A 22,891-nucleotide genomic window follows, 5' to 3' on the forward strand; every position below is an offset into this window, starting at 1 on the left:
GGTCGTAATTGATTATTGTAGCGTATATATAATAACGATAGCCTTTATATCAACGATTTTATTTTTGACACCATAGCGGTCTTATAATTGGTAAATTATATTCATAAATGCCGAATCTTTAAACATTTCCATCATGGTAAAGACTATAAAAGTGCGCCAAAATGAACGATAAACTAATAAAAAATCGGTCAAAAATAATCTAAAAAAGGAATCATCATGAGTAATAAAACTTATCTAATCATCGGTGGTACAGGTGGCATTGGTAAAGCCATGATAGAGCAGCTAACCGCCAGCACGATGCATGACACACTTGTCTTTGCTACTCACCATAAGAATATACCTGATTTTGAAGCACCCAACTTACAGTGGATATCGATGGATGTCTGCGATGAGAGCAGTATCGAGCAAGCGGCTGACATCATTAAACAGCAAACCACTCATATCGATTGGGTCATTAACTGTGCGGGATTATTGCATACCGACACGCAGCAACCAGAGAAAGCACTGCGTCAGATAGAAACTGATTTTTTCTTACAGAATATGCAAGTGAATGCCTTAGCGAGCTTGCTGATTGCCAAGCACTTCAAACCGCTACTGGCGAAAGCTAAACGTAGCAATGACACGCCCGCAATTTTTGCGACGATATCAGCGCGCGTGGGTAGTATCAGTGACAATCAGCTAGGCGGTTGGTATAGCTACCGGATGAGTAAAGCAGCACTCAATATGGGAATGAAAAATCTGAGTATCGAATGGGGAAGGTCACTCAAGGATGTATGCGTGGTTGTCATGCAGCCAGGAACGGTCAATACGCAACTCTCAGCGCCTTTTCAGAGTAATGTGGCTGACGGACATTTATTCTCGCCAGCCTATAGTGCAGAGTGCTTGTTAGAAGTACTGAGTAATATGACCGCCACTCAATCAGGTAGCTTTGTAGATTGGGCTGGAGAGTCGATACCGTGGTAATTATAAAGATGGTTTCACGAGATTGATTTAGGTCATTAAATATAACAAACCTAAAACAAACAAGGCCGCCATAATCAGTAGTAAAAAGCTCAGCACTTTACTTGTCGTAGAGGACGCACCTGTACTTTCCTTTTTTACTTTAACTTTTTTGACAACATGCAAAACCATTTTTACATGCTCGATATTGTCTTCGAGATAATGCTCACCCTCTGGTACAAACCCTAGAGATTCGTAGAAGCTAATCAAGTAAGCTTGTGCAGAGATGATAATAGGGCGCTTTTTACCGTATTTTTTACGGCAATGCGCAATGGCATGATTCATCATATCTCGTGCTAAACCGTCCCCTCGATGCGCGGCTAACACCAGCACTCTGCCAATAGAGGACATAGAGGTATCGCTTACTTTGGTCGTAGCATCAGATGATGATAAGTTAGACCGTAACTTATTAAATTCAGGCGGGATAATGCGACAATACGCCACCAATGCCTCGTTCTGATGCGCAATCAAATGCAGACAATCAAAATCCAGCTCATCCATATCTTGATAAGCACAGTTTTGTTCGACCACAAACACTTGTGAGCGGGCTTTTAAAATATGATACAGATCAACAGAGGTTAACTCATCGAACGTTTTAATAGAAAAGGTACAGGTCATAATTAAGCAGCTTTTAACGAATTGATAATTGAGGTTAAGTACAACATTAAATGGTGGTTAAATATTGGAACATTTCAAGTAATGCGCATTATAACGATTTAAGTACGTATTAACCATTCCTAACCATTTAGGGTTTGACTGATTTTGTCCAAGTTCAAGCTGTCTGACATCGCACTAAAGATTTCAAAATACTTGCCGCCTTTATCATACAGCGCTTCATGCGTACCCGTTTCTACTACTTGGCCGTTTTCTATCACGACTAAGTCATCGGCATCGATGATTTGAGCGATATTGTGCGAGACCATAATCACGGTTCGGTCTTTTTTAATCAGATCTAAGCTCTTTTTGACTTGTTGACTGGCTATGGCATCTAGGCTAGCGGTAGGTTCATCCAAAAACACAATGGGCGGATCTTTTAAAAACATACGTGCCAGTGCAATACGCTGCTGTTGACCACCGGACAGCGATTTTGCCGTGCTCTCATAGCCTTTGGCCAAAGCGACAACTTGATCATGTATAGAGGCTTTTTTTGCCGCAATCACGATGTCTTCTTCACTAGCATTCATATTGCCATAGCGAATATTTTCGCTAATAGTGCCAGAAAAAATATGATTGCTTTGTAGCACCAAACCAATGTTTTGGCGTAGCTCATGAGTGTTACACTCTGCCAAATCATGTCCATCCAAATAGATCTTGCCAGCGTCCGGCTCATAAAACTTCACTAGCAGGCTGATAATGGTACTTTTGCCAGCGCCAGAGAGGCCGACCAAAGCCGTAATGCGATTGGGCCTTATGGTAAAGCTCACATCTTTTAAAGCTTGAGTGCCATTAGGGTAGGTGAAATCAACGTTTTTGAGTTCGATATGACCTTTTAAATCAGTGCTCTTGATACCATCGATATTTTCGACTTGCTCATCGTCTTCTAGTATGTCGAAGAACCCTTCGGCATAGGTCAGTGCATTATTAATCTGATCATAGATACGGTGCAGCTGACGGATAGGGGCGGCGACATTTTGAAACAGCATGACATGAAACAAAATCATACCGATGGTCATCTCGCCCTTTAAGACAAAGTAGGAGGTCAGTAGAATAATGACCACTACACCGATCTGCTCAATGAAAGTCTTTATCGCATCATAAATAAAACCAATACTACGGATACGCAGTTGATTGTCAGTCATGTCTTTTTGAATGGTGAAATGTTTGTCAGCCTCAATCGACTCACGGACGAAGGACTTGACCACACTGATAGAGTTAATCAGTGAGATAACGAGACCGCTTTTGGCCTCTCTAAAATCTCGCATCTGCCGACGAAAACCACGCAAACGTTGTGCTTGCTTTTGACTGATGAAAAAGTAAATCGGTATGATAATCAGACCGACTAGACCAATCCAAAAGTTGGTCGAAAACATAATAATCAGCGATACGGCAGCACTGGCAAACAGCGGTAGCATATCGATAAAAAAGTTTTGTACCAAGCTTGTGAGACTATTCACACCATAGTCAATACGGGTTTGCAATTTACCACTATCGTTTTCGCTACTGGTATAAAATGCCATGCGATAGGTAAGGATACGCTCGATGATGCGCTGAGACAAATCACGTGATAGATTGATACGAATCTTTTCGCCAAAAAATCGCTGTCCAAACGATATAAATATTGAGAGTATCTCTTTAGTTAAGAGCACCGCACTAATAATGCCAAGCATGCGCAGGCCTGCTTCCCAAGGCTCGGTAAGCGTTGCGATTTCAGTCAATGTATCGACAGCATAACGCAGTACAAAGGCATTCACTTGCGCGGTGAACGAGCCGAGTACCGTCAACACCAACGTTAGTATAATTAATGCTTTGTAAGGCGCTGCAAATATAGCAAGCTTTTTGAGAATATCCCACAACAAAGCTCGCCGCTCAGTTTTCTTGAGCGGTGGCTGGTTGTTTAATGGGGTTTTGCTAAGTTTAGGAGTGGTCGACATTTTATTAGGTTAAAGTAAACGGTCTTAAAAAGCTATGGTGAATAACAACTATGCAGATAGTAGATGCTTAAAACGCATCCGCTGGTACAAATATTTCACCAACCATAATACGACGGGCTGAGCGGCTCATAGAGACTTTTTTGGCTTGCCAACGACCGTCGACTTGTTCTGTTTTTCCACCGACTAACAACGTACCTGATGGGTGGCCAAAACGCACTTCATCGAACTTCTGACCACCAGCGGCCTCATTTACCAATGTACCTTGTGTGGTTGCGGCTGCTGCAATGGCGACGGCTGCTGTCCCCATCATGGCATGATGCAATTGCCCCATACTCATGGCGCGTACGACCAAATCAATCTCACCTGCATCGACCGATTTACCACTAGAGGCGGTATAGCTCTGTGCTGCGCCTACCCAAGCGACTTTGGGAATATGTTGGCTGGTCTGCGCCTCGCTCACGTCTTTAAACAATCCCATCGCCACACCGCCTTTGGCGCGAATTACCTCAAGTTTGGCAAGTGTCTCGCTGTCGCTATTAACGTCGCCTTGCAACTCAGTACCCGTAAAGCCCAAATCTTCAGCTTTCATAAAGATGGTCGGGATACCAGCGCTAATAAAGGTGGCTTTGACGCTATCAGCATTTAGGCCACAGCCAGTTACATCGAAGTCATCGACCAAGTTGCCAGTAGGGAACATATCACTGGTGGCATCTACAGGGTCGATAAATTCAATTTTGACTTCAGCCGCTGGGAAAGTTACACCATCTAATTCAAAGTCGCCTGTTTCTTGAACTTGTACTTTGTTTTGCGCATCCAAATAAACAGGTACATGCGCAATGATGGTTTTTCCAATATTCTCTTGCCAGATACGCACTTCACAAATGCCGCTATCTGCATTGTCATTGATACTGTTATTGATCTTGTCAGCATCGACCAGACCCATATTAATGGCACAGGCACCGACGGCTGCAGTTAAGTTGCCACAGTTTCCTGCCCAGTCAATCATAGGTTTGGCGATATTAACTTGCCCGAACAGATAATTCACATCGTGATCTGAGCTAGAAGAGGCCGATAAAATGACCGTCTTTGATGTGCTAGAGCTACCATTACCCAATCCATCAATTTGTTTACCGTAAGGATCTGGACTGCCGATCACACGTAGCAAGAACTTATCACGTGACTCGCCAGCGACTTGGCAGCGTTCGGGTAAATCAGAGAGTTTAAAGAACGTGCCTTTTGAGGTACCACCACGCATATAGGTAGCAGGGACAGAGATTTGTGGAGCGAAAGCTGTTTTATTTTTTGAAGTTACTTGGGTCATTACATGGATTCCTTTTTTATGCTTATTAGAGTGATAGTCGTTGATATAGTATTTTTGTGGTAAAATGCCACAAGCGTCAATATTTTTTGAATATGGAGAATTTTATGTCCACTGCAAGCATACGTCTCAATAAAGCATTGGTTGATAAAGCCTATGCAATATCTAAAGCACAACATCGCACCCCGCCAAAGCAAATAGAACATTGGGCAACCATTGGACAAATTATGGAAGACAATCCTGATCTATCTTATGAATTTGTTCGTCAGCTTTTGATTGCGCAAGCAGAAGTGGATGCTGGTATGGTTGAACCTTACGAATTTGGATAATGTATTTTGGATAAATAATGACTCAGTCTTTAAGTATTGTTCAATCATATAGTTTTAAAAAAGCGGTTAAAAAATTATATAAAAACCAGAAAGCTGATTTAGATAATGCTGTACGTGCCATCATTGACGATCCTGATCTAGGCGTGCAGAAAGTAGGCGACTTATCGTCCGTACGTGTCTATAAGTTTAAAATGCTAAAGCAGTTAACATTATTGGCTTATATAATTGATGATGGTCAGCTTGTCCTTACTTTGTTAATGGTTGGCACACATGAGAATTTTTATCGTGATGTTAAATTAATGCTTTAATAATCGCTACAAAGCATTAGTCTCACTATTTGTCACATCTAGAGACTAAAAAACCGATGCCATATCTCCATATAACATCGGCTCTTTGATTACTCAAAACATATAATACTTAGACAATATCCAACGTACCCTCGATAAACTCTTTGGCAAAGCGTTGCAGCATACCGCCTGCATTGTACATTTTGACTTCATCAGCAGTATCAAGTCGGCAGATAATAGGCGTCTCAGTGGTGCTACCATCAGCACGATGGATCACTAGAGTCATCAACCCGCCAGCAGAAACTTCGCCAGTCACATCAAAGACTTCGGTACCGTTAATGCTTAAGGTCTCACGAGTGACGCCTGGCTCGAACTGTAATGGCAATGCACCCATACCCACTAAGTTTTGGCGATGAATACGCTCAAAATCTTCGGCAACGACTACTTCTACACCAGCGAGACGGACGCCTTTGGCAGCCCAATCGCGGCTTGAGCCTTGACCATAACCATCGCCTGCGATAATGATAAGTGGCTGCTCACGGTTCATATAGGTCTCAATTGCTTCCCACATACGCATGACTTGACCTTCTGGCTCAACACGCGCCAGTGAGCCTTGAATTACCTCGCCATCTTCATCGCGCACCATTTCGTTCAATAGTTTAGGATTGGCAAAGGTGGCACGTTGTGCGGTTAAATGGTCACCGCGATGGGTGGCGTATGAGTTGTAGTCCTCGGCAGGCAAGCCCATGGTATCTAAATATTCACCAGCAGCTGATGCACCCAAGATCGCATTCGATGGTGACATATGGTCGGTTGTGATGTTATCACCCAACACAGCCAACGGACGTAAACCTGTTAGCGTATTCTTTTTCGCCATTTTGCCTTCCCAATACGGTGGACGGCGAATATAGGTCGTCATTTCACGCCAGTCATACAGTGGGCTTAACGCTTTGCCTGTGTCTTTTTTGGCTTCATCAAACATAGGGATATAAACGGCATTAAACTGCTCAGGCTTGACTGCTTTGGCGACAATGGCGTCAACCTCATCATCATCGAACCAAATATCTTTTAGATAGACGTCATTACCTTGTTGATCTTTACCCAATGAGTCTTTTTCGATATCAAAACGGATGTTACCAGCGATGGCGTAAGCGATAACCAGTGGCGGCGAAGCCAAGAATGCTTGCTTAGCATATGGATGGATACGACCGTCAAAGTTACGGTTACCAGATAGCACTGCTGTGGTAAACAAATCATTATCAATGATTTCTTTTTCGATATCAGGGTCTAGCGCGCCACTCATACCATTACAAGTGGTACAAGCAAAACCAACAACGTCAAAGCCGATCTCTTGTAGCTCAGGCATCAACCCAGCTTCTTCTAAATACATTTTGACCGTTTTTGAGCCGGGTGCTAATGATGATTTTACCCAAGGTTTACGTAATAAGCCTTTTGCATTGGCGTTACGGGCGACGAGGCCTGCAGCAACCATGTTGCGTGGGTTTGAGGTATTGGTACAACTGGTGATCGCCGCGATAATAACGGCACCATCTGGCATCATGCCATCTTTTGGTTCTGGTAGCTTTTCATCAGCACCATGAGCGATACCTTTGGCAACTAAATCTGTGGTGGACACACGTGCATGCGGGCGAGAAGGGCCTGCCATATTACGTACCACGGCTGATAGATCAAACTCAAGCACGCGGGCGTACTCAGCTTTTTCCATGCCGTCAGCCCATAGGCCAGTTTGCTTGGCATATTGTTCGACCAATTTGATCTGAGCCTCAGAACGACCAGTTAGGCGTAGATAGTCGATGGTTTGCTCATCGATATAGAACATCGCTGCAGTGGCACCATATTCTGGTGTCATGTTGGAGATAGAGGCACGGTCGCCTACGGTTAATTGACGCGCGCCGTCACCGAAGAATTCAATATAAGTAGACACCACACCAGCATCACGTAAAAACTCAGTCATCGCGAGTACCAAATCCGTACCCGTAATGCCTTTTTGCAGTTTGCCCGTTAGTTTGACACCAACGTAATCAGGTAGGCGCATATAGGATGGATTGCCCAGCATCACGCTTTCAGCTTCCAATCCACCAACACCGATGGAGATAACACCCAAGGCATCAACCATTGGGGTGTGGCTATCCGTACCCACCAAGGTATCGGCAAAAGCGACTTCTTCACCCGCTTTGTTTTTTACCACTTGTACGACAGGTGACATTTTTTCTAGGTTAATCTGATGCATGATGCCATTGCCCGGTGGCACGACATTCACATTATCAAAGGCGTACTGACACCAGTTGATAAAGTGAAAACGGTCATCATTACGGCGCTCTTCAATGGCGCGGTTTTTCTCAAATGCATTTTCTTCAAAGCCTGCATGTTCAACAGCCAGTGAGTGATCAACGATGAGCTGCGTCGGTACGATTGGGTTTACTTTAGAGGGGTCACCGCCTTGTTCCGCGATGGCATCACGTAGGCCAGCCAAATCCACAAACGCGGTCTGACCTAAGATGTCATGACATACCACTCGGGCAGGGTACCAAGGAAAGTCGAGGTCTTGTTTGCCTTCGATATGCTGCTTTAAGGCATTGGTTAACTCTTCTGGTGGGCAACGACGTACTAGGTTTTCACACAATACTTTTGAGCAGAATGATAGCTTGTCGTACGCGCCAGCTTCGATGTTTTCGACAGCCTCACGGGTATCAAAGTAATACAAATCAGTATCGGGCAGTGGCTTTTTAAAGGGTTCATTCATTGGTTGTACTAGTGCATTGTCCATAAGTCACCTTTAGCGGTTGGCTGGTTTAGATTAAAATTAATAAAATATATTCTCTTAGCAAAATCGTTGATAGTCTCGTTATTATCGATAAATAAAGACTTTGCTAAAAAAATAATATTGAACGTTTAGACATAAGATCCTAAAGCCAGTATATGACCGACTCCTAATGTCGTAATGAGTACAAAAAACCAATTGGTATGCAAGGACGGATAGTTTTGGCGAAATAATTTAGCCCAAGCCATCATCATGCATACTATATTGATGACAAACAAAGAACCCCATAAGTTGAGCAAAAAATCTAACCACTCTCTACTTAAACTATTTTGAGAAAAATCTATCGTAAACTTGATACTGGTATAACTAAAACTGAGTAGAGTGATTGCTGATATTATGAAAATAAATATATCTACTTTTGACGTCTTTTGGTTTTGGTGAGGATAGACGATAGGTTTGATTAGTAATACCACTAACCATAAGAAGCTTGCCACCCAAACGACATATGATGGCCATACTGTCATCATACTTCTCCAAACGTAAACGTAAACATAGATATCAAAAGTTAAGTGTAGAGTGTGCCATGCGCGCCAGTTAAAGGTTGTCTAACTCTCAGCACGCAAAGCACATCTTAAAAATAATTATTCTACTTTAAATAATCAGCGCGCACTCATATCTGGTACTGGACGCAGATCTTCACCCGTATATTCTGCACTTGGGCGAATGATACGGTTATTGGCTCGTTGCTCAAATACATGAGATGCCCAGCCTGTTAAGCGAGAGCAAACAAAGATTGGTGTGAACAGTTTGGTCGGAATACCCATAAAGTGATAGGCAGAAGCATGGAAAAAGTCAGCATTACAGAACAGTTTTTTCTCGCGCCACATGACTTCTTCACAGCGTACCGATACAGGGTATAGCACCTCGTCACCAACGTCAGCGGCTAGCTTCTCAGCCCAACCTTTAATCACGACATTGCGTGGATCTGACTCGCTATAGATCGCATGGCCAAAGCCCATGATTTTGTCTTTGCGTGCCAGCATAGCCATCATCTCTGTCTCAGCTTCATCAGCTGAACCAAAGCCTTCAATCATATCCATCGCGGCTTCGTTCGCACCGCCATGCAAGTGACCACGTAATGAGCCAATCGCGCCTGTGATACAAGAATGAATGTCAGATAAAGTAGAAGCACAAACGCGAGCGGTAAAGGTTGAAGCGTTGAACTCATGCTCTGCGTACAAGATAAGAGACACGTTCATCACTTTTGTATGTAGCTCGTTTGGTTTCTCACCTTTTAGCAGATGCAAGAAGTGACCACCAATGGTCTCATCATCCGTTTCGGTTTCGATACGCACGTTGTCATGCGTAAAGCGATACCAGTAGTTGATAACCGATGGGAAAACAGCAAGCATGCGATCGGTTTGATCGTTTTCTTCTGCAAAGTCAGTCTCGGTCTCAAGGTTGCCAAGCATAGAGCAACCAGTACGCAATACATCCATTGGATGTGCGGTCGCTGGGATACGCTCTAATACGTCTTTTAGTGCTTGTGGCAGACCACGTAAGCCTTTTAGTTTGGTCTGGTAAGCATCAAGCTCAGTTTGGTTTGGCAAGTTGCCATAAAGTAATAAGTAGGCCACTTCTTCAAAGATGCATTTGTCTGCCAGTTCTGACACGTCGTAACCGCGATACGTCAGACCTGAGCCTGATTTTCCAACGGTAGATAGTGCCGTCTTGCCAGCGACTTGACCGCGTAGACCTGCGCCTGAAAGTTCTTTCTGTGCTGCCATGATTAAATTCCTTTTGTGGGTAGCTTTTTTGGGTGAAAACGGTGTTTCTGATAATACTTTTATTGGTTAATGACTGACTATAGCGCCAGTTGAGCGTTACGCAGGTTGTTCAGGCTGTGGGCCACCTAAATCGACATTACAACGCTTAAATTCAGCTTCAATAGGCACGTTAAGCACTTCCATTGCGCTGCCTTCGCCTTCTGCATTATTAATCTTCATATACTTAACACCAAGCGGTGATTCCATGAAGGTTTGGATTTCAGTCATTTCTTCTGGGGTCGGCTCAGCCATTGGCGTTGCAATTTCTTCGCCATTCATGACGCGCAATTGCTCATTGCCAAAAGCAATCAACTTCTCTCCCACATCTGACGTATAAAAGTCATCCAGCTCTTGAAGCTCTGCCTCAGTAAACTGACTCTGATAGAAGCTATCAACTTCTGCTTTGCCTAAGTCTTCATCGCGCGACTCAAGGCAGCTGACTTGCTCTGCACTGAGCGTACCGCTATTGATAATCGGTGCAAACAATAAATTATTGACAGTATCTAGCGTAATCGTTGTCATTACTAAATCGTTTTGAGTAGCGGGTGCAGCAGCCTTATCTGTGGCAACAACTTCAGCAGTGCTTGCATCACTGGTTGTGTCGTCAGCGGTTTCTGGTGTTTTATCACAACCCGTCGTAAGCAACAACGCAGCGAGCGTGCAGCTAAAAATTGAAGATTTAACGATAGAGTTAGGGGTGAAAAATGACATAAATAACCTAAAGGTAAGTGAAGATGAATTTCGAGAAGATAAAACACTCAAAGGTGATTTATCCGTTCGGCGTTGCTAAGTAACTATTAACTATTAACTACTTATTACCAGCAAACAGTTTGTCTAGTGTCTGCTCAAATTCATGATAATTCAAGAAATCATACAATTCCATACGAGTCTGCATGGTATCGACAACTTTGTCTTGCGTACCGTCGTTCAGTAAATGCTGATAGACATTCAATGCAGCTTTGTTCATCGCACGGAAGGCTGATAGCGGATACAGCACCATATCAACTCCAACGCCATGCAGCTGATCAGTGGTGTACAAATCAGTCTGACCAAACTCTGTCATATTCGCTAGCACAGGAATATCCAATACATCGGTAAACTTACGATACATCTCGATATCGGTTAGCGCTTCAGCAAAAATCATATCTGCGCCAGCTTCTTGGAAGGCAACAGCACGTTCAACAGCAGCATCTAAACCTTCTACAGACAAGGCATCTGTACGTGCCATCACCACAAAGTCAGGATCGGTTTTGGCATCTAGTGCCGCTTTTAGACGATCAACCATCTCTGAGATACTAACGATTTCTTTGTTAGGGCGATGACCACAGCGCTTTTGCGCCACTTGATCTTCGATATGTACCGCTGCCACGCCGGCCTTTTCCATTTTTCTGATGGTCTGGGCAATGTTAAAGGCACCACCGAAGCCAGTATCGATATCAACCAATAGCGGTGTATCAACGGCATCGGTAATACGGCGGGCATCTTCTAGGACGTTATCAAGACTGGTCATACCCAGATCAGGCAAACCAAATGACGCATTGGCCACGCCGGCACCAGATAGATACAACGCTTGGTGACCCACTTGGGTTGCCATCATCGCGGTATAAGCATTAATAGCGCCAGCAATCTGTAGTGGTTGGTTGTTATCGTTTTTTTGTTTTAAGGCACTACGGAAGCGCGCGCCAGCAGATGATAAAGTCATGTTTTAATCCTTACTTGGAGGGATGATAATCTCTTTATTGTTATCGATTATACCCAATTATCAGTCACTGAGAAGGGAGTTTTTACTGTTATTGATTACAAAATTTAAATTATGTATTAAATAAAATTAATAATATTTGTATTACAAATAATGGTATCCATAAATCAATGGTTCATATGCATTACTATTCATTTTAGTAAAACGACTTCATTGACTGACCTTTAATATTTACATTTACTTACAAAGATAAGTTAAATACTTATCTGATTTTATAAATATCACGCAAGAAAAAAACCCTAATAGCGAGGCTAGAAGAGCTTTATAAATGATTAGAGGTACTATAGATAGGCGTCTAACCAAAGAGACCAGCAAGATTGGCTAAGAATAACAAGGCAACGCCACCTAGGAACAGTAAGCTTATAATTGAATAAACATTCATACCTGCTGATAGTTTTTTATGCTTTTTGACCAATGAATAATTTAACCAACCAAAGATAGGCGCAGACACAAACGCTGATATCATGGCAAATTTCAGCATGGCACCCAACTGTCCAGTGAAGAAAGTGATAATCACTAGACCACCACCGATGGCATAAGTCGTCCAAAAGGCGACTTGTTTTTTATTAATCTCGCTTTCACCTTTCAGTAGACGCCAGCACTCAGCATTTGCACGGCCATAGCCGTCAGCACAGGTAATCGTCGTGCCGAACATACACATAAAGGCGATAAAGGCGACCAGAAGCCTTGACCATTCACCGATGGTCGCCGTATACATGTTGATGAGCTGATCAATATAAGCGACGCCTGCGGTTTGAATTTCCTGACCAGAACCATACTGAACGAATACACCTAATGATAAAAAGAACAACGCTAAAATAGCAGAAACCAAAAATCCCACATTAAAATCAAGCAAACCTTGTTTGAGAGTGGTGTTGTCAGCTTTTCGCTTCGCAGATGTCCACATTGAGGTAATGGCAGCAAACTCAAGCGGCGCTGGCATCCAACCCATGAGCGCCACGATAAAGCCTAGCGTTGCTAAATTCCAAGGAGAGGTAGGAATAAAATCAGGCGTCATCACCGTCGGCTTGCCAGCAGCAATCAGTACCGCCAATACTGTGGCGGAGACCAAAGCAATCATAATCCACTTAGTCACACCATCCAGTAGTTTATAATGTCCAGCAAGTAGAAAGAACCAAGACACTCCCACTATGATCAATGACAGCACCATCGTTGATAGACCAAGAGACGCGGGTAGCATAAAGCCTAGTATCACCGCAGCAAGCAGAGTCACCGCTCCTGTACTAATCACCGCAGATAGGATAGACAAGATAAAGTAAATCCACAAATATGCTTTTGAGCGTTTGGCATAACCTGCGATCAAGCTTTCGCCCGTATCGTAGACATAATCAGTGCCGAAACGAAAGAAAGGATACTTAAACACATTGGCTAAGATAATCATGATAGCCAACTGCCAGCCATAGATAGCACCAGCCTGCGTAGAGGAGATAAGATGCGAGCCACCAATAGCAGCAGTCGCCATTAAAATACCAGGACCAAAAATGCGCCAGCTAAAGCCTTCTTGGGCAGTGCTGGCCATGTCGGAATTGTTGAGTTGTTGTGTGGTCATGAGTCCCTCGAAATAGTTAAATAGCTAGCCATCACGTCCTGTGATGTACTGCCAGCAACCATTACAGCAATGTGTACAAAAAAATAAGCGGTGACTGTATCACACCTTGTACGGCTCGTAATAATGATTATTTTTACGGTCAATACCAATAGATAGTTAACGATTGACCGTTTTTTACTGGGCGTGATAGCGAGATTAGCACTTAACAGTCAAGGTTGACAATACTCACATAAATTTCTGCTGACGATAAGTAATACCGCGCTGCTCATAAACGTGATAAATCGCACTGAGTAAGTCAGGAATACTAGGGTGAACGAAGTCTTTGAGCGTATGTAGATAGATAGGGGAGGTAACATTCTCATGCACCAAGCTTTGATAACTAATTTGCTCGGTGCGCACCGTTTTTAGGCTGGCAGGTACGAGGGTAATACCTTCGCCAGCAGCCACCAAACCCAGCGCTACCTGTAAGTCACTTACTGTTGTGGTCATAAATGGTGAAATACCGTATTGTGCAAACAAATGTAGTAATGGCTCGGTAATAGGTGTATTAAGTGTGGACTGCTTGTTGGTTGTACGGTTGTTTTTTGTATGAGCGGTCAACTTTACGCTCTGTGCGTTTGATGTCGATACGGTTGTAGCTATTGGTAAATGCGTTTGATGGTATAGGATCAAGCGGTTGTTTGCCAAATCTATCAAGCGCTGTTCACGGATATGCGCTAAGGCGTGTGCTTTTGGTAGCGCGACGACGTAACGCTCATGCCGTAGTAATATCTGTTGAATCCAAGGGTCTTTGTGAGCAAAGCGACCAAAGCCGATATCGATTTCACCAGATTTGAGTGCTTCTATCTGCTGATATGAACTGATGTCTTTTAGATTGACTTCGATGTCGGGGCTGGATTGCTTGAGCATCGCGATTATTTCAGGAAGCAAGCCATAAAGCACAGAAGGCACAAAGCCAATGTTTAAAATACTACTTGGTGCAGACAGTCGTTGAGTCATACTGGTAACCGTATCAATCTCTGTCAGTATGGTACTGATTTTATCGTAAAAGAACGCGCCTGCTTCAGTCAAATCTAGCGGCCGATGATAGCGATCGATCAACTCTACGCCCATATCTGTTTCGAGCTGTTTAAGTAGACGACTCAGGCTTGGTTGTGACAATCCTGTTTTGGTTGCGGCTGCACTAAAGCTGCGCAAATCTGCGATAGCGATAAATGCATTAAGCTGTTTTAAGTCCATACCCTTAAACCTGTTTTTATATATTGTCTTTATATTCATTAGCATATTGACGATATTATGCTGGATATATTTTACAAATATTATTAATATCAAATAAATTGTGCTTGAAGATAATATGGTGAGCAACTATATTGTTTGCTTACGCTATAGTTACAATTTGGTGATAAATATCACAACTCATTCTAGCAGTCATTTAATACCAGTAGAATAAACTGGTTTGGTATTATTCTATGAGCGACAAAAAAACGGATATCGAGACAGATTTTGAAGAGAGGTTGGCGAAAATTGCCAACAAAAAATCGCGTACCCGTACCAACAACGATATCTATGATCGCTTCATTAGCCGTGTGCAAAGCACTGAAGATGACAGCCGTGCTACTGGCAATATAAAGACACGAGAGAAAGCGTTAGATATAACCCCGACCGACACAGATACTGTTTTTGATTTCTCAAATTCAAACTCACTTGTAGAAGAAGAAACGTTCAATATCGATGAATCATTAAAGATAGAATCTGATGATACTCATACTCAGTTGAATAGTGACCATAACAAAGTCATGGATTCAGAAGCTGATATGCAATCTGACGCCAAAGCGACTACCTATAATGATGACTGGGCCACTCAAGAGGCGCAGATACAGGAAGTCGTTAATGAGCCAGCAGCAACAGCACAGAACAAGCTGGCAAGTAGCAAAAAACCGCTTATTATTGGTATCATTTTTGGCTCATTATTAATTGCTGTTATCGTCGCAGTGCTCATTTTCACTGGGGTTCTATCCACTTCAACGAATACTGCTGTGCCTGATAGTGCAAGCTCAACTCCCAATAGCAATATTGAGGCAGTTGAGACAGCAGTAACGACAAACAATATACCGGCTGAAGAGATTGAATCAGAAACAATCATAGATGATAGTAAACCTGAGGTGGAACCAAGCGCTATAGAGACGCCAGTAGCAGCTGCGAAACAAGGTGAAGCTACTAGCGAGAGTCAAGGCAGTACACCTAATGGAGCAAAGGCAACTGAGGCACCATTATCAGAAGCTGCCTCTAATGATTCGCAAGCTGATACTGCTATCAGTTATGAGGTATTTAGACAAGAATCACAAAATACAGTGTATCGTGAGACCAATGACTAGGTTTTACCTACCATATGCTTTGTATTATTAGTCAGGTGTTCATCGCTCTATCTAATGCACTTACCATTAAGATGGTACTGTTTTCAATGGAATCCCCTCTACACTACCACACCGAATAAACGTCCAATCATTGATGTGGCTAGCATTGCAATCGCTCCCCACGAAATGATCCGAACGATAGCAGGAATGACGGGCGCGCCGCCTAAACGGGCAGATATTACACCCAACAGAATGAGACCAAGTAAGGTAATGGATGCCAATGACCAAACCAATGCCTGCGCTGGTAATACCATGACACCAATCACAGGCAATATCGCCCCAGCAATGAACGATAATCCTGAAGCAACGGATGCATGAATTGGCTTTGCTTGGCTAAGATCGGTCAAACCAATCTCGTCACGGGCATGGGCTTCAAGGGCATCATGTTCCGTTAAAGCTACCGCGACTTGATGAGCCAACGTGTGATCAAGTCCGCGCATCTCATAAATTTTCGTTAATTCAAAGAGCTCGCGATCAGCATTATGTGTCAGCTCATATTGCTCCTTGGTCAAATCAGCCTTTTCGGTATCTGCTTGCGAAGATACCGAAATATACTCGCCAGCCGCCATTGATAATGCACCTGCTGTCAATGCTGCCAGTCCGGTCAATAGCATGGTTTGGCTACTAGGATTTGCCGCTGCCACGCCGACCAGTAAACTGGCAGTTGAAATCAACCCATCATTCGCACCTAATACGGCTGCTCTTAACCAATGATTGCGGTTACTAAGATGAGGCTCGTCATGAATAGAGTGATGCATAGATACCCTTAGAGAGTCGTTAAACACTTGAGACTTAATTATCTACTATTACTCAGTTTTTTATACAGTAAGATTTCCTTAGCTTGATGACTAAATATATAAATGTGCTAATTAATGACAAGCTCTAGCTACTCATAACGCGAGCTTTCATCTCATCCAATCATTTTGTGGCTCATATTAAATGAATGAAAAAATCAGTGAGTCATTGCACTTTCCAAAATCGTATAGGCTGCTTTGACTCTATCCGCATTAGGATAGTTTTTATTCGCTAAAATGACGATGCCTGATTTTTTGGAAGGGATATAAGCGATATACCCACCAAACCCATTGGTAGCACCTGTCTTATTGACCCATACGTTGTTTAAAACGGGTGTAGGGTACTTGTCTGTGGTAATGGTCTGGGGGTTCAGTACTACGTCCATCGAATTGCCTTCAAGCAAGGTATCCAGTGAAGTAGGGAATGGATACATCTCCCACGCTAATCCTTGTGTAAAGGTGCTCACCTGATAGTAACCCTTTCTATTATTCTTCAATGATTGCTGAATCTCTTTATCAAGAGATACTAATCCCATATTCGCAGCCATATATCGAGTCATATCTGCACTGGTTGATTTGATCCCGTAGGCTTCTGCGTCTAACATACCGGGATTGACTCTGATGGCATCGCCAGCAGCATTATAACCAAACGCATAATCAGCCATTCTATCACTAGGCACATTGACAAAAGTATTTGGCATGTTGAGTGCTGGTAGGATTTTACCTTCCATTAGCTGTGTGTAGTCAGAGCCCATACTTAGGGCGGATATGTAGCCAAACAGCCCGATACTGGCATTCGAGTATAGACGTTTTGAGTTGACAGGGAATACAGGCTGCCAAGACTTATAATAGCGGAACAATGCCGGATTGTCGGTGACATCATCAGGTACTTGAAGCGGTAGACCACCTGCCGAATAGGTGGCTAGATTAATCAGTTTGGTATCACCAATAGCGCTGTTTTTTAGATAAGGGATATATTTATCAGCGGTATCTTCTAATGATAGTGTGCCATTCAGCTCAGAATAACTGGCTAGAGTAGCGGCAAATGTCTTGCTGATAGAGCCTAATTCAAAAATCGTGTTTTCTGAGACAGGTATGCGGGCTTGTTTGTCCGCTAGGCCATAATTATAGAGATAAGACTTGCCATCGATAATAATGCCAAAGGACATGCCGGGGATGTCATGCTTTTCCATTAATAATTTGGCTTGCTTATCAACCTCAATTTTCAAAGTCTCATTATTGCCCGCTGCTTGTGCTGCTCCAGACATTAATGAGGCTGCAACTAAAATGGTAAGTCCGACTCGATTTAAGGTGTTTTGCACTGATTTTTTCATTATGTGGTTGTTTGTCCGCTTTGGTGATTTATGTTTTACCAATTAAGGCTTGGTTCTTTTTTTCTCAAGTACTTGTATCAGGGTGCTCTGAATTGACGATGCATCAGCAGGTGGTCTGTCAATGGCCGTATTCTTGATAAGCAAGGTATACTCATAGTTAGGTTCGTAGTCAAATCCTTCTATGCCGCTATATCTATACTCCCAATCCGCCTGACTATCGGCGGTGATTCCAGCAGGCTTCGTCAACCAGCAAGACTGCGGAGCAACGCCCACACAATCTACTTGATGGTCAGCGATAATGATTTTGCGTAATACGTATGGCATCGCACGTACAGTAAGCTGGTGCTCGTCATCTAGTTGTGACTGCTCGCCCATTACCTCTACATAGTCACCTATGACCAGCTTTTGCATTTGATAGGTATTCTGCTGATCAAAATCAGACTTGCTAATGGATGCTATATAAGAATTACCATCTTGAGCCACTATGGTGACTTTTTGCTGCGTTCGGTCTTGTGAGGTAATGCCAGTCACTTGACCAATTATCGCCTGAGCGCTGCTTGGTTTTATCGTATTCATAAATGAGTTGCCGTCTGTGATTTGACTGACACTCGTTTTATTGCTCAAGTCTGTCTGATTATAACTGCTACACGCCGCTAAAGACGAGGCGGTAACTAATGCCAATGTGCATATTTTGATAAACGACATAACATATCCTTATTAATAGTGATTTAAGTATTTACTTATTTTTAATGTTTTAAAGAGCAGATTAAAGCGATTTTTTATATCTAGCTATTGCTAGCCAAGTGATCTTTTCATTTATATAAATAATGCCTCGCTGTTTAATAGTGAGGCATTATTTGTCATTCTAAGAAAAAAGCTGAGTACCCTATAATTACGGTGTGTTTGTTTTAGGCACAGCTTTAAAGTGAGAGACTTGGTTGTCATTAGCGATAATCAATACAGGCATGTTATCGCCATTTTTACCAAAACTGTATTTGCCTTCGACCGTTACAGCGGCAGCACTATCAAATTTGGCTAATGGTTCAGGGCAAGCCATCATTGTACTTCTTATCAAGGTTAGCTGCACCTCACCATCTACCACACTATATCCAGCACCTATATTGTTACAAGTATTCATAAGACTAACAAGATTGCTGCCTTCAGCAGCCATAAAGTTAAGCGTTAATGGTTTCGATGGATTAAAGAATAGCTCGTTGACGATATCTCCATTGTTGTTTTTCGCCTCAATCAAACGCCAGTTGTTCGCTTCTAATACTTCTTCGGTTATTGGTTGTGCGGCTGGCTTGGTAACGCTAGTCGTCGTTTGGCAGCCAGTAGCGAAAGCACTCATAACCAGTGTAGATGCCATCATTATCTTGGTTGTATTTTTCATAGTCATCTCTATAGAAATAAATAATAAGAGTATTTTTGAAATACTAGCCTCAAAAAATAGACTAAAACGTTTAATGGTTTTTAATAAAAAATCAGCCTGTCTTAATTTTTTATTATCACAAAGAAGTTATATAACCACAAGGACGACTGAGAATGCAAACATATAAAACTAACGTCCACTAATAACCTAGTACGGTAATAGTCATATAGAAGAAATAGTAGTATAGCGATGATAAAACACAAAAAAAGCAGATACTGATAATAGCATCTGCTTTTTTCTACATTAAAAATCAGTCTGTTAAACAGTCGCTATATTTTTAAGATATAACAACTTTTAGACATTATTAAGCTTGAGGTGTGATTAAGTATTTCTCACCTGTTGCTTGTTTGCCATAAGCAGCGATTGACTGTAAGTGCAACACTTCTGCCAATGACACTTCATGCGTATAGCTGCTTGCAAACGTGGTGGTGATTTCTTCTGCTACACGTTGGCGCATTTTTACGACTGTTTTGGTGCCCAGTTTGCCTAGCGCATTGAACAGTAGGAAACCATTTACACCCCAAGAAAAACCAAAGTTACGGTTCAGGGTGATAGGGCCACGGTTTAGTGCGCCATAGATGTACGCTTGCTTGAATGTGTTAGAGCCATAAACGCTGTATTCTTCTACATCAACATTGATAGCCGCTTCCATACAGTTAAGAATATCACTGCTTAACTGACCGCCGCCGATTGGATCAAATGAAATGGTAGCACCTGTTTCAGTAATGGCAGCTGTTAAATCAGCAATAAACGTATCGCTGCTTGAGTTGACCACATATTTTGCGCCCATATCGCGCAATAGCTTTTCTTGCGTATCTTTACGAACGATATTCACTAAATCAACACCGTCTGCCATACAGATACGGTTTAGCATTTGACCCAAGCTAGATGCCGCTGCGGCATGTACGATGGCTTTGTGGCCTTCAGCGCGCATGGTTTCGACCATGGCTAAGGCTGTCAGTGGGTTCACAAAAGAAGATGCGCCTTCTTTAGCTGTAGTGCCTTCTTTTAGCTCTAAGCAGCTCTGTACATTGGCGCGAAGATACTGACGGTACGTACCACCACCGATCACAGCAACGGTTTTCCCCATCAATGCTTGTGCCGCATCTGATGATCCTGCGGCGACTACGGTACCTGCGCCTTCATTACCGACTGGCGTGTTTTTACCCACACGAGTTTTGACAGATGGCATGAATTTAGCTGGCACGTCAGCCGTAATGACTGGGTTTTCGTCTGTGCCTGATTGCGCGGCAGTCGACATGTCAGCGACGCTAAATAGAACGGCTAAATCAGATGGGTTCAACGGTGCGGCTTCAATACGAACGACAACTTCGTCGGCACCCGGTTGTGGCATATCAATTTCTTGCAAAGCCAAGGTTAGTTTATTGTCTTCGCTAATGGTTGAGGTCAGTTGGATATTTTTATCAGTCATAAGGTTTGCTCCTGCAAATAGTTATTTTTTTGGCCAATCACGTGATGGCATTGGCCCTATTTTTTGGTCGTTTAGTTGTGAGTAAGAATAACGATTGTTTTATCGTTAAATGCTTTTTAGAATTGAACGGGTCAGCATCGAACTAGCCAGCATTTGCGGCTTTAATTTGGGCAGTCACATGCTGCATGAACTCAGGCATATTCGCTTGGCTATCTGCCTGAACGCTTTGTGCAATGTCGGTTTTACTCATGGCCTTGTTCCATTCTTTCATGCCTTCCACTTCTGCCAGTACATCCCACTCAAGCTGAGTAGATCCAAAAGCGTTGACAATGGTGTTGACGTGATGCACATAGATGTCGGCCATGGTGAATTGTTCGCCTGCAATCCAAGGAGAAAATTTACATAGGCGATTCATGGCAATAATACCGCGGCCCAATACTTGACGTACTTCATCTTTGATTGCGTTAGGTGCTTGAGTACCAGAAAACACATAAGGAATCAGTCGGCGGCATGGTAGCTCAAAGTAAAGCTCTGCTATTTTCATAATCTGACGTACAGCCGCGCGTTCTGCTGCATTGGTAGGGTATAGCGGCTTTTCAGGATAGGTTTCTTCAAGGAAATCACAAATCACGCTAGATTCCGACAGATTAAAACCGTCAGGCATGGTGATTGCAGGGACTTTACCCACTGGACTAACGGTTAGTAGATCATCACTACCAGCGTATAAAAGGTCCTCTTGGAACGGAATACCCTTATATAAAAGAGCGTGTTTTACGATGTTGTAATAGTTGCTTGCAGCAAAGCCGTGCAAAGTAATCATAAGTCATTCTTCCATTGTTGACGTAAAGGTTATTTTTAATCGTGTTTTCATTGCGACGTTTAAGTTAACCACATTATTACTGGTTTTAATGTGGTTATATATAAGGAATAACGTGAATCACTATTGCTATTAAGACAATAATAAGGCGAGAATACTCAAATATTCATTTAAATGGAGAGGTCAATTGGATCAATTACGTGCGATACGGTATTTCAGCAAAGTCGTAGAAACAGGCAGTTTCACTAAAGCAGCAAGTGCGTTTAATGTGCCGCCATCCTCATTATCTAGACGGGTATCTGATTTAGAAAAAATTTTGGGTGCGACATTACTAAAGCGCTCGACCCGAATCGTTAAACTGACCGAAGTAGGGCAAGTTTATTACAATGATATGCAGCACATATTGAACCAGTTAGAACAAAGTAAAGAAACGGTTCGTAGTTATCAGACCACGCCAATGGGGCGCTTACGCATCAGCTCGATGGTGGGTTTTGGTGAAAGAATACTACTGCCATTATTAGATGAACTTGGCAAGTTATACCCAGAGATTATATTGGATGTCAGTCTCAGCGATGAGCTATCAGCACTAGGTCGTGATGATGTCGACATTGCGATTCGCGGTGGTTACGCACCCAATGAGCGCGTGATTGCCATTAGGCTAATGGACAATAATTTTATTCCAGTTGCGTCTCCTAGCTACTTAGAGATGCACGGTACACCCAATCATGTGATGGCATTAAAAGAGCATAAAGGCCTGTATTTCAAGGCACCAAATGGTCCAACCCCTTGGTTATGCTATGTCGATGATCAGTGGCATGATGTCTCGGGCCCAGCAGTTGCGATCTCAAATAACGGGCCATGGCTTGCCAAAAAGGCTTGCGATGGTGAAGGTGTTTTAATGTCTACCCACTGGGCATTGTCATCACATCTTGAGTCAGGCGCGCTACAGGAGATTCAGTTTGAGCATCCGTTAGCGATTACGCAACATGCTGATATGGCTGTGTATTTGCTGTATCAAAAGCAGCGCTATCTTGTACCAAAAGTGAAAGCCGCCGTCGATTTCTTGGTTGAGAGGATAAAAGTTGCTAAAGTGAAAATGTAGTGGCCCATTCGTTTAAGACATCTGATAAGATATAGTTATGAGCCCAAATTTATTTGATGACAAATAAATTTGGTTTTTTTATACAAAACCATGAAAGCCAATGCA

Annotated in this window: 20 protein-coding genes; 5 read left to right on the forward strand and 15 right to left on the reverse strand. The window is 42.8% G+C overall.

From position 1 onward, the window contains the following. The first annotated feature begins 216 nt into the window (after positions 1–216). On the forward strand, positions 217–963 hold the full coding sequence (locus I6E83_RS08170) for an SDR family oxidoreductase (protein WP_197101049.1): 747 nt from the start codon (positions 217–219) through the stop codon (positions 961–963). A 27-nt stretch (positions 964–990) separates the two neighbouring features. On the opposite strand, the gene I6E83_RS08175 is transcribed toward I6E83_RS08170, so the two are convergent. The 3 genes from I6E83_RS08175 to prpF all read right to left on the reverse strand — a co-directional run bounded on the left by I6E83_RS08175 (position 991) and on the right by prpF (position 4,911). Continuing rightward, positions 991–1,617 carry a GNAT family N-acetyltransferase gene (locus I6E83_RS08175; protein ID WP_197101051.1) on the reverse strand — a complete coding sequence of 209 codons (627 nt, stop codon included), beginning with the start codon at positions 1,615–1,617 and terminating at the stop codon, positions 991–993. 119 nt (positions 1,618–1,736) lie between these two features. Then, positions 1,737–3,590 carry an ABC transporter ATP-binding protein gene (locus tag I6E83_RS08180; RefSeq protein WP_227680879.1) on the reverse strand — a complete coding sequence of 618 codons (1,854 nt, stop codon included), beginning with the start codon at positions 3,588–3,590 and terminating at the stop codon, positions 1,737–1,739. Positions 3,591–3,657: 67 nt separating this feature from the next. Then, a complete protein-coding gene (gene prpF / locus I6E83_RS08185; protein ID WP_197101053.1) occupies positions 3,658–4,911 on the reverse strand; it encodes a 2-methylaconitate cis-trans isomerase PrpF in 1,254 nt (417 codons plus the stop codon). Positions 4,912–5,015: 104 nt separating this feature from the next. Here prpF and I6E83_RS08190 point away from each other — a divergent pair, with 104 nt between their 5' ends. Continuing rightward, positions 5,016–5,237: a TA system antitoxin ParD family protein gene (locus tag I6E83_RS08190; RefSeq protein WP_068404729.1), complete on the forward strand. Its 222-nt coding sequence runs from the start codon at positions 5,016–5,018 to the stop codon at positions 5,235–5,237. A gap of 17 nt (positions 5,238–5,254) precedes the next feature. Beyond that, positions 5,255–5,545 (forward strand): type II toxin-antitoxin system RelE/ParE family toxin, encoded by a 291-nt coding sequence (locus I6E83_RS08195; protein WP_197101055.1) that lies wholly within the window; start codon positions 5,255–5,257, stop codon positions 5,543–5,545. A gap of 109 nt (positions 5,546–5,654) precedes the next feature. Here I6E83_RS08195 and acnD read toward each other — a convergent pair whose 3' ends face one another. From acnD to I6E83_RS08225, 6 genes are all read right to left on the reverse strand, one after another. Further along, positions 5,655–8,312, reverse strand: a complete 2,658-nt coding sequence (acnD, locus tag I6E83_RS08200; protein ID WP_265091212.1) for a Fe/S-dependent 2-methylisocitrate dehydratase AcnD — start codon at positions 8,310–8,312, stop codon at positions 5,655–5,657. Positions 8,313–8,965: 653 nt separating this feature from the next. After that, complete coding sequence (prpC, locus tag I6E83_RS08205) at positions 8,966–10,093, reverse strand: 2-methylcitrate synthase (protein WP_197101056.1); 1,128 nt, start codon at positions 10,091–10,093, stop codon at positions 8,966–8,968. A gap of 96 nt (positions 10,094–10,189) precedes the next feature. After that, the gene (locus I6E83_RS08210; protein WP_110923424.1) at positions 10,190–10,843 is read right to left on the reverse strand and encodes a DUF2059 domain-containing protein; all 654 of its coding nucleotides are present in this window, start codon (positions 10,841–10,843) and stop codon (positions 10,190–10,192) included. A gap of 97 nt (positions 10,844–10,940) precedes the next feature. Beyond that, on the reverse strand, positions 10,941–11,834 hold the full coding sequence (gene prpB, locus I6E83_RS08215; RefSeq protein WP_110923425.1) for a methylisocitrate lyase: 894 nt from the start codon (positions 11,832–11,834) through the stop codon (positions 10,941–10,943). Positions 11,835–12,186: 352 nt separating this feature from the next. Continuing rightward, a complete protein-coding gene (locus I6E83_RS08220) occupies positions 12,187–13,461 on the reverse strand; it encodes an NRAMP family divalent metal transporter (protein WP_110923426.1) in 1,275 nt (424 codons plus the stop codon). Positions 13,462–13,686: 225 nt separating this feature from the next. Then, positions 13,687–14,700, reverse strand: a complete 1,014-nt coding sequence (locus I6E83_RS08225) for a LysR family transcriptional regulator (protein ID WP_110923427.1) — start codon at positions 14,698–14,700, stop codon at positions 13,687–13,689. 230 nt (positions 14,701–14,930) lie between these two features. Between I6E83_RS08225 and I6E83_RS08230 the strand changes: the two genes are divergently transcribed. Next, positions 14,931–15,836, forward strand: a complete 906-nt coding sequence (locus I6E83_RS08230) for a hypothetical protein (RefSeq protein WP_197101057.1) — start codon at positions 14,931–14,933, stop codon at positions 15,834–15,836. Positions 15,837–15,934: 98 nt separating this feature from the next. Here the strand turns inward: I6E83_RS08230 and I6E83_RS08235 are convergent, their stop codons facing one another. The 6 genes from I6E83_RS08235 to I6E83_RS08260 form a co-directional block, all read right to left on the reverse strand. Then, a complete protein-coding gene (locus tag I6E83_RS08235; RefSeq protein WP_197101058.1) occupies positions 15,935–16,633 on the reverse strand; it encodes a VIT family protein in 699 nt (232 codons plus the stop codon). A 194-nt stretch (positions 16,634–16,827) separates the two neighbouring features. Beyond that, complete coding sequence (gene ampC, locus I6E83_RS08240) at positions 16,828–17,991, reverse strand: class C beta-lactamase (RefSeq protein WP_320158387.1); 1,164 nt, start codon at positions 17,989–17,991, stop codon at positions 16,828–16,830. Between the two features lie 54 nt (positions 17,992–18,045). Then, on the reverse strand, positions 18,046–18,708 hold the full coding sequence (locus I6E83_RS08245; RefSeq protein WP_197101060.1) for a DUF4377 domain-containing protein: 663 nt from the start codon (positions 18,706–18,708) through the stop codon (positions 18,046–18,048). A gap of 187 nt (positions 18,709–18,895) precedes the next feature. Beyond that, entirely contained in the window at positions 18,896–19,396 is a 501-nt protein-coding gene (locus I6E83_RS08250; RefSeq protein ID WP_197101061.1) for an META domain-containing protein, read from the reverse strand. Positions 19,397–19,739: 343 nt separating this feature from the next. After that, complete coding sequence (locus I6E83_RS08255; protein WP_197101063.1) at positions 19,740–20,867, reverse strand: zinc-binding dehydrogenase; 1,128 nt, start codon at positions 20,865–20,867, stop codon at positions 19,740–19,742. A gap of 142 nt (positions 20,868–21,009) precedes the next feature. Beyond that, positions 21,010–21,687 carry a glutathione S-transferase family protein gene (locus I6E83_RS08260; RefSeq protein WP_197101065.1) on the reverse strand — a complete coding sequence of 226 codons (678 nt, stop codon included), beginning with the start codon at positions 21,685–21,687 and terminating at the stop codon, positions 21,010–21,012. 184 nt (positions 21,688–21,871) lie between these two features. Here I6E83_RS08260 and I6E83_RS08265 point away from each other — a divergent pair, with 184 nt between their 5' ends. Further along, positions 21,872–22,786: a LysR family transcriptional regulator gene (locus I6E83_RS08265; RefSeq protein WP_197101067.1), complete on the forward strand. Its 915-nt coding sequence runs from the start codon at positions 21,872–21,874 to the stop codon at positions 22,784–22,786. Positions 22,787–22,891 lie beyond the last annotated feature (105 nt).

The organism is Psychrobacter sp. SZ93C1 (assembly GCF_015864635.1).
Lineage (GTDB): Bacteria > Pseudomonadota > Gammaproteobacteria > Pseudomonadales > Moraxellaceae > Psychrobacter > Psychrobacter fozii.

What these genes read in the sequence shown, in the direction of transcription:
- I6E83_RS08170 (WP_197101049.1), top strand. Translation starts at nt 217, where the DNA reads ATGAGTAATAAAACTTATCTAATCATCGGTGGTACAGGTGGCATTGGT.
- I6E83_RS08175 (WP_197101051.1), bottom strand. Translation starts at nt 1,617, where the DNA reads ATGACCTGTACCTTTTCTATTAAAACGTTCGATGAGTTAACCTCTGTT.
- I6E83_RS08180 (WP_227680879.1), bottom strand. Translation starts at nt 3,590, where the DNA reads ATGTCGACCACTCCTAAACTTAGCAAAACCCCATTAAACAACCAGCCA.
- prpF (WP_197101053.1), bottom strand. Translation starts at nt 4,911, where the DNA reads ATGACCCAAGTAACTTCAAAAAATAAAACAGCTTTCGCTCCACAAATC.
- I6E83_RS08190 (WP_068404729.1), top strand. Translation starts at nt 5,016, where the DNA reads ATGTCCACTGCAAGCATACGTCTCAATAAAGCATTGGTTGATAAAGCC.
- I6E83_RS08195 (WP_197101055.1), top strand. Translation starts at nt 5,255, where the DNA reads ATGACTCAGTCTTTAAGTATTGTTCAATCATATAGTTTTAAAAAAGCG.
- acnD (WP_265091212.1), bottom strand. Translation starts at nt 8,312, where the DNA reads ATGGACAATGCACTAGTACAACCAATGAATGAACCCTTTAAAAAGCCA.
- prpC (WP_197101056.1), bottom strand. Translation starts at nt 10,093, where the DNA reads ATGGCAGCACAGAAAGAACTTTCAGGCGCAGGTCTACGCGGTCAAGTC.
- I6E83_RS08210 (WP_110923424.1), bottom strand. Translation starts at nt 10,843, where the DNA reads ATGTCATTTTTCACCCCTAACTCTATCGTTAAATCTTCAATTTTTAGC.
- prpB (WP_110923425.1), bottom strand. Translation starts at nt 11,834, where the DNA reads ATGACTTTATCATCTGCTGGCGCGCGCTTCCGTAGTGCCTTAAAACAA.
- I6E83_RS08220 (WP_110923426.1), bottom strand. Translation starts at nt 13,461, where the DNA reads ATGACCACACAACAACTCAACAATTCCGACATGGCCAGCACTGCCCAA.
- I6E83_RS08225 (WP_110923427.1), bottom strand. Translation starts at nt 14,700, where the DNA reads ATGGACTTAAAACAGCTTAATGCATTTATCGCTATCGCAGATTTGCGC.
- I6E83_RS08230 (WP_197101057.1), top strand. Translation starts at nt 14,931, where the DNA reads ATGAGCGACAAAAAAACGGATATCGAGACAGATTTTGAAGAGAGGTTG.
- I6E83_RS08235 (WP_197101058.1), bottom strand. Translation starts at nt 16,633, where the DNA reads ATGCATCACTCTATTCATGACGAGCCTCATCTTAGTAACCGCAATCAT.
- I6E83_RS08245 (WP_197101060.1), bottom strand. Translation starts at nt 18,708, where the DNA reads ATGTCGTTTATCAAAATATGCACATTGGCATTAGTTACCGCCTCGTCT.
- I6E83_RS08250 (WP_197101061.1), bottom strand. Translation starts at nt 19,396, where the DNA reads ATGAAAAATACAACCAAGATAATGATGGCATCTACACTGGTTATGAGT.
- I6E83_RS08255 (WP_197101063.1), bottom strand. Translation starts at nt 20,867, where the DNA reads ATGACTGATAAAAATATCCAACTGACCTCAACCATTAGCGAAGACAAT.
- I6E83_RS08260 (WP_197101065.1), bottom strand. Translation starts at nt 21,687, where the DNA reads ATGATTACTTTGCACGGCTTTGCTGCAAGCAACTATTACAACATCGTA.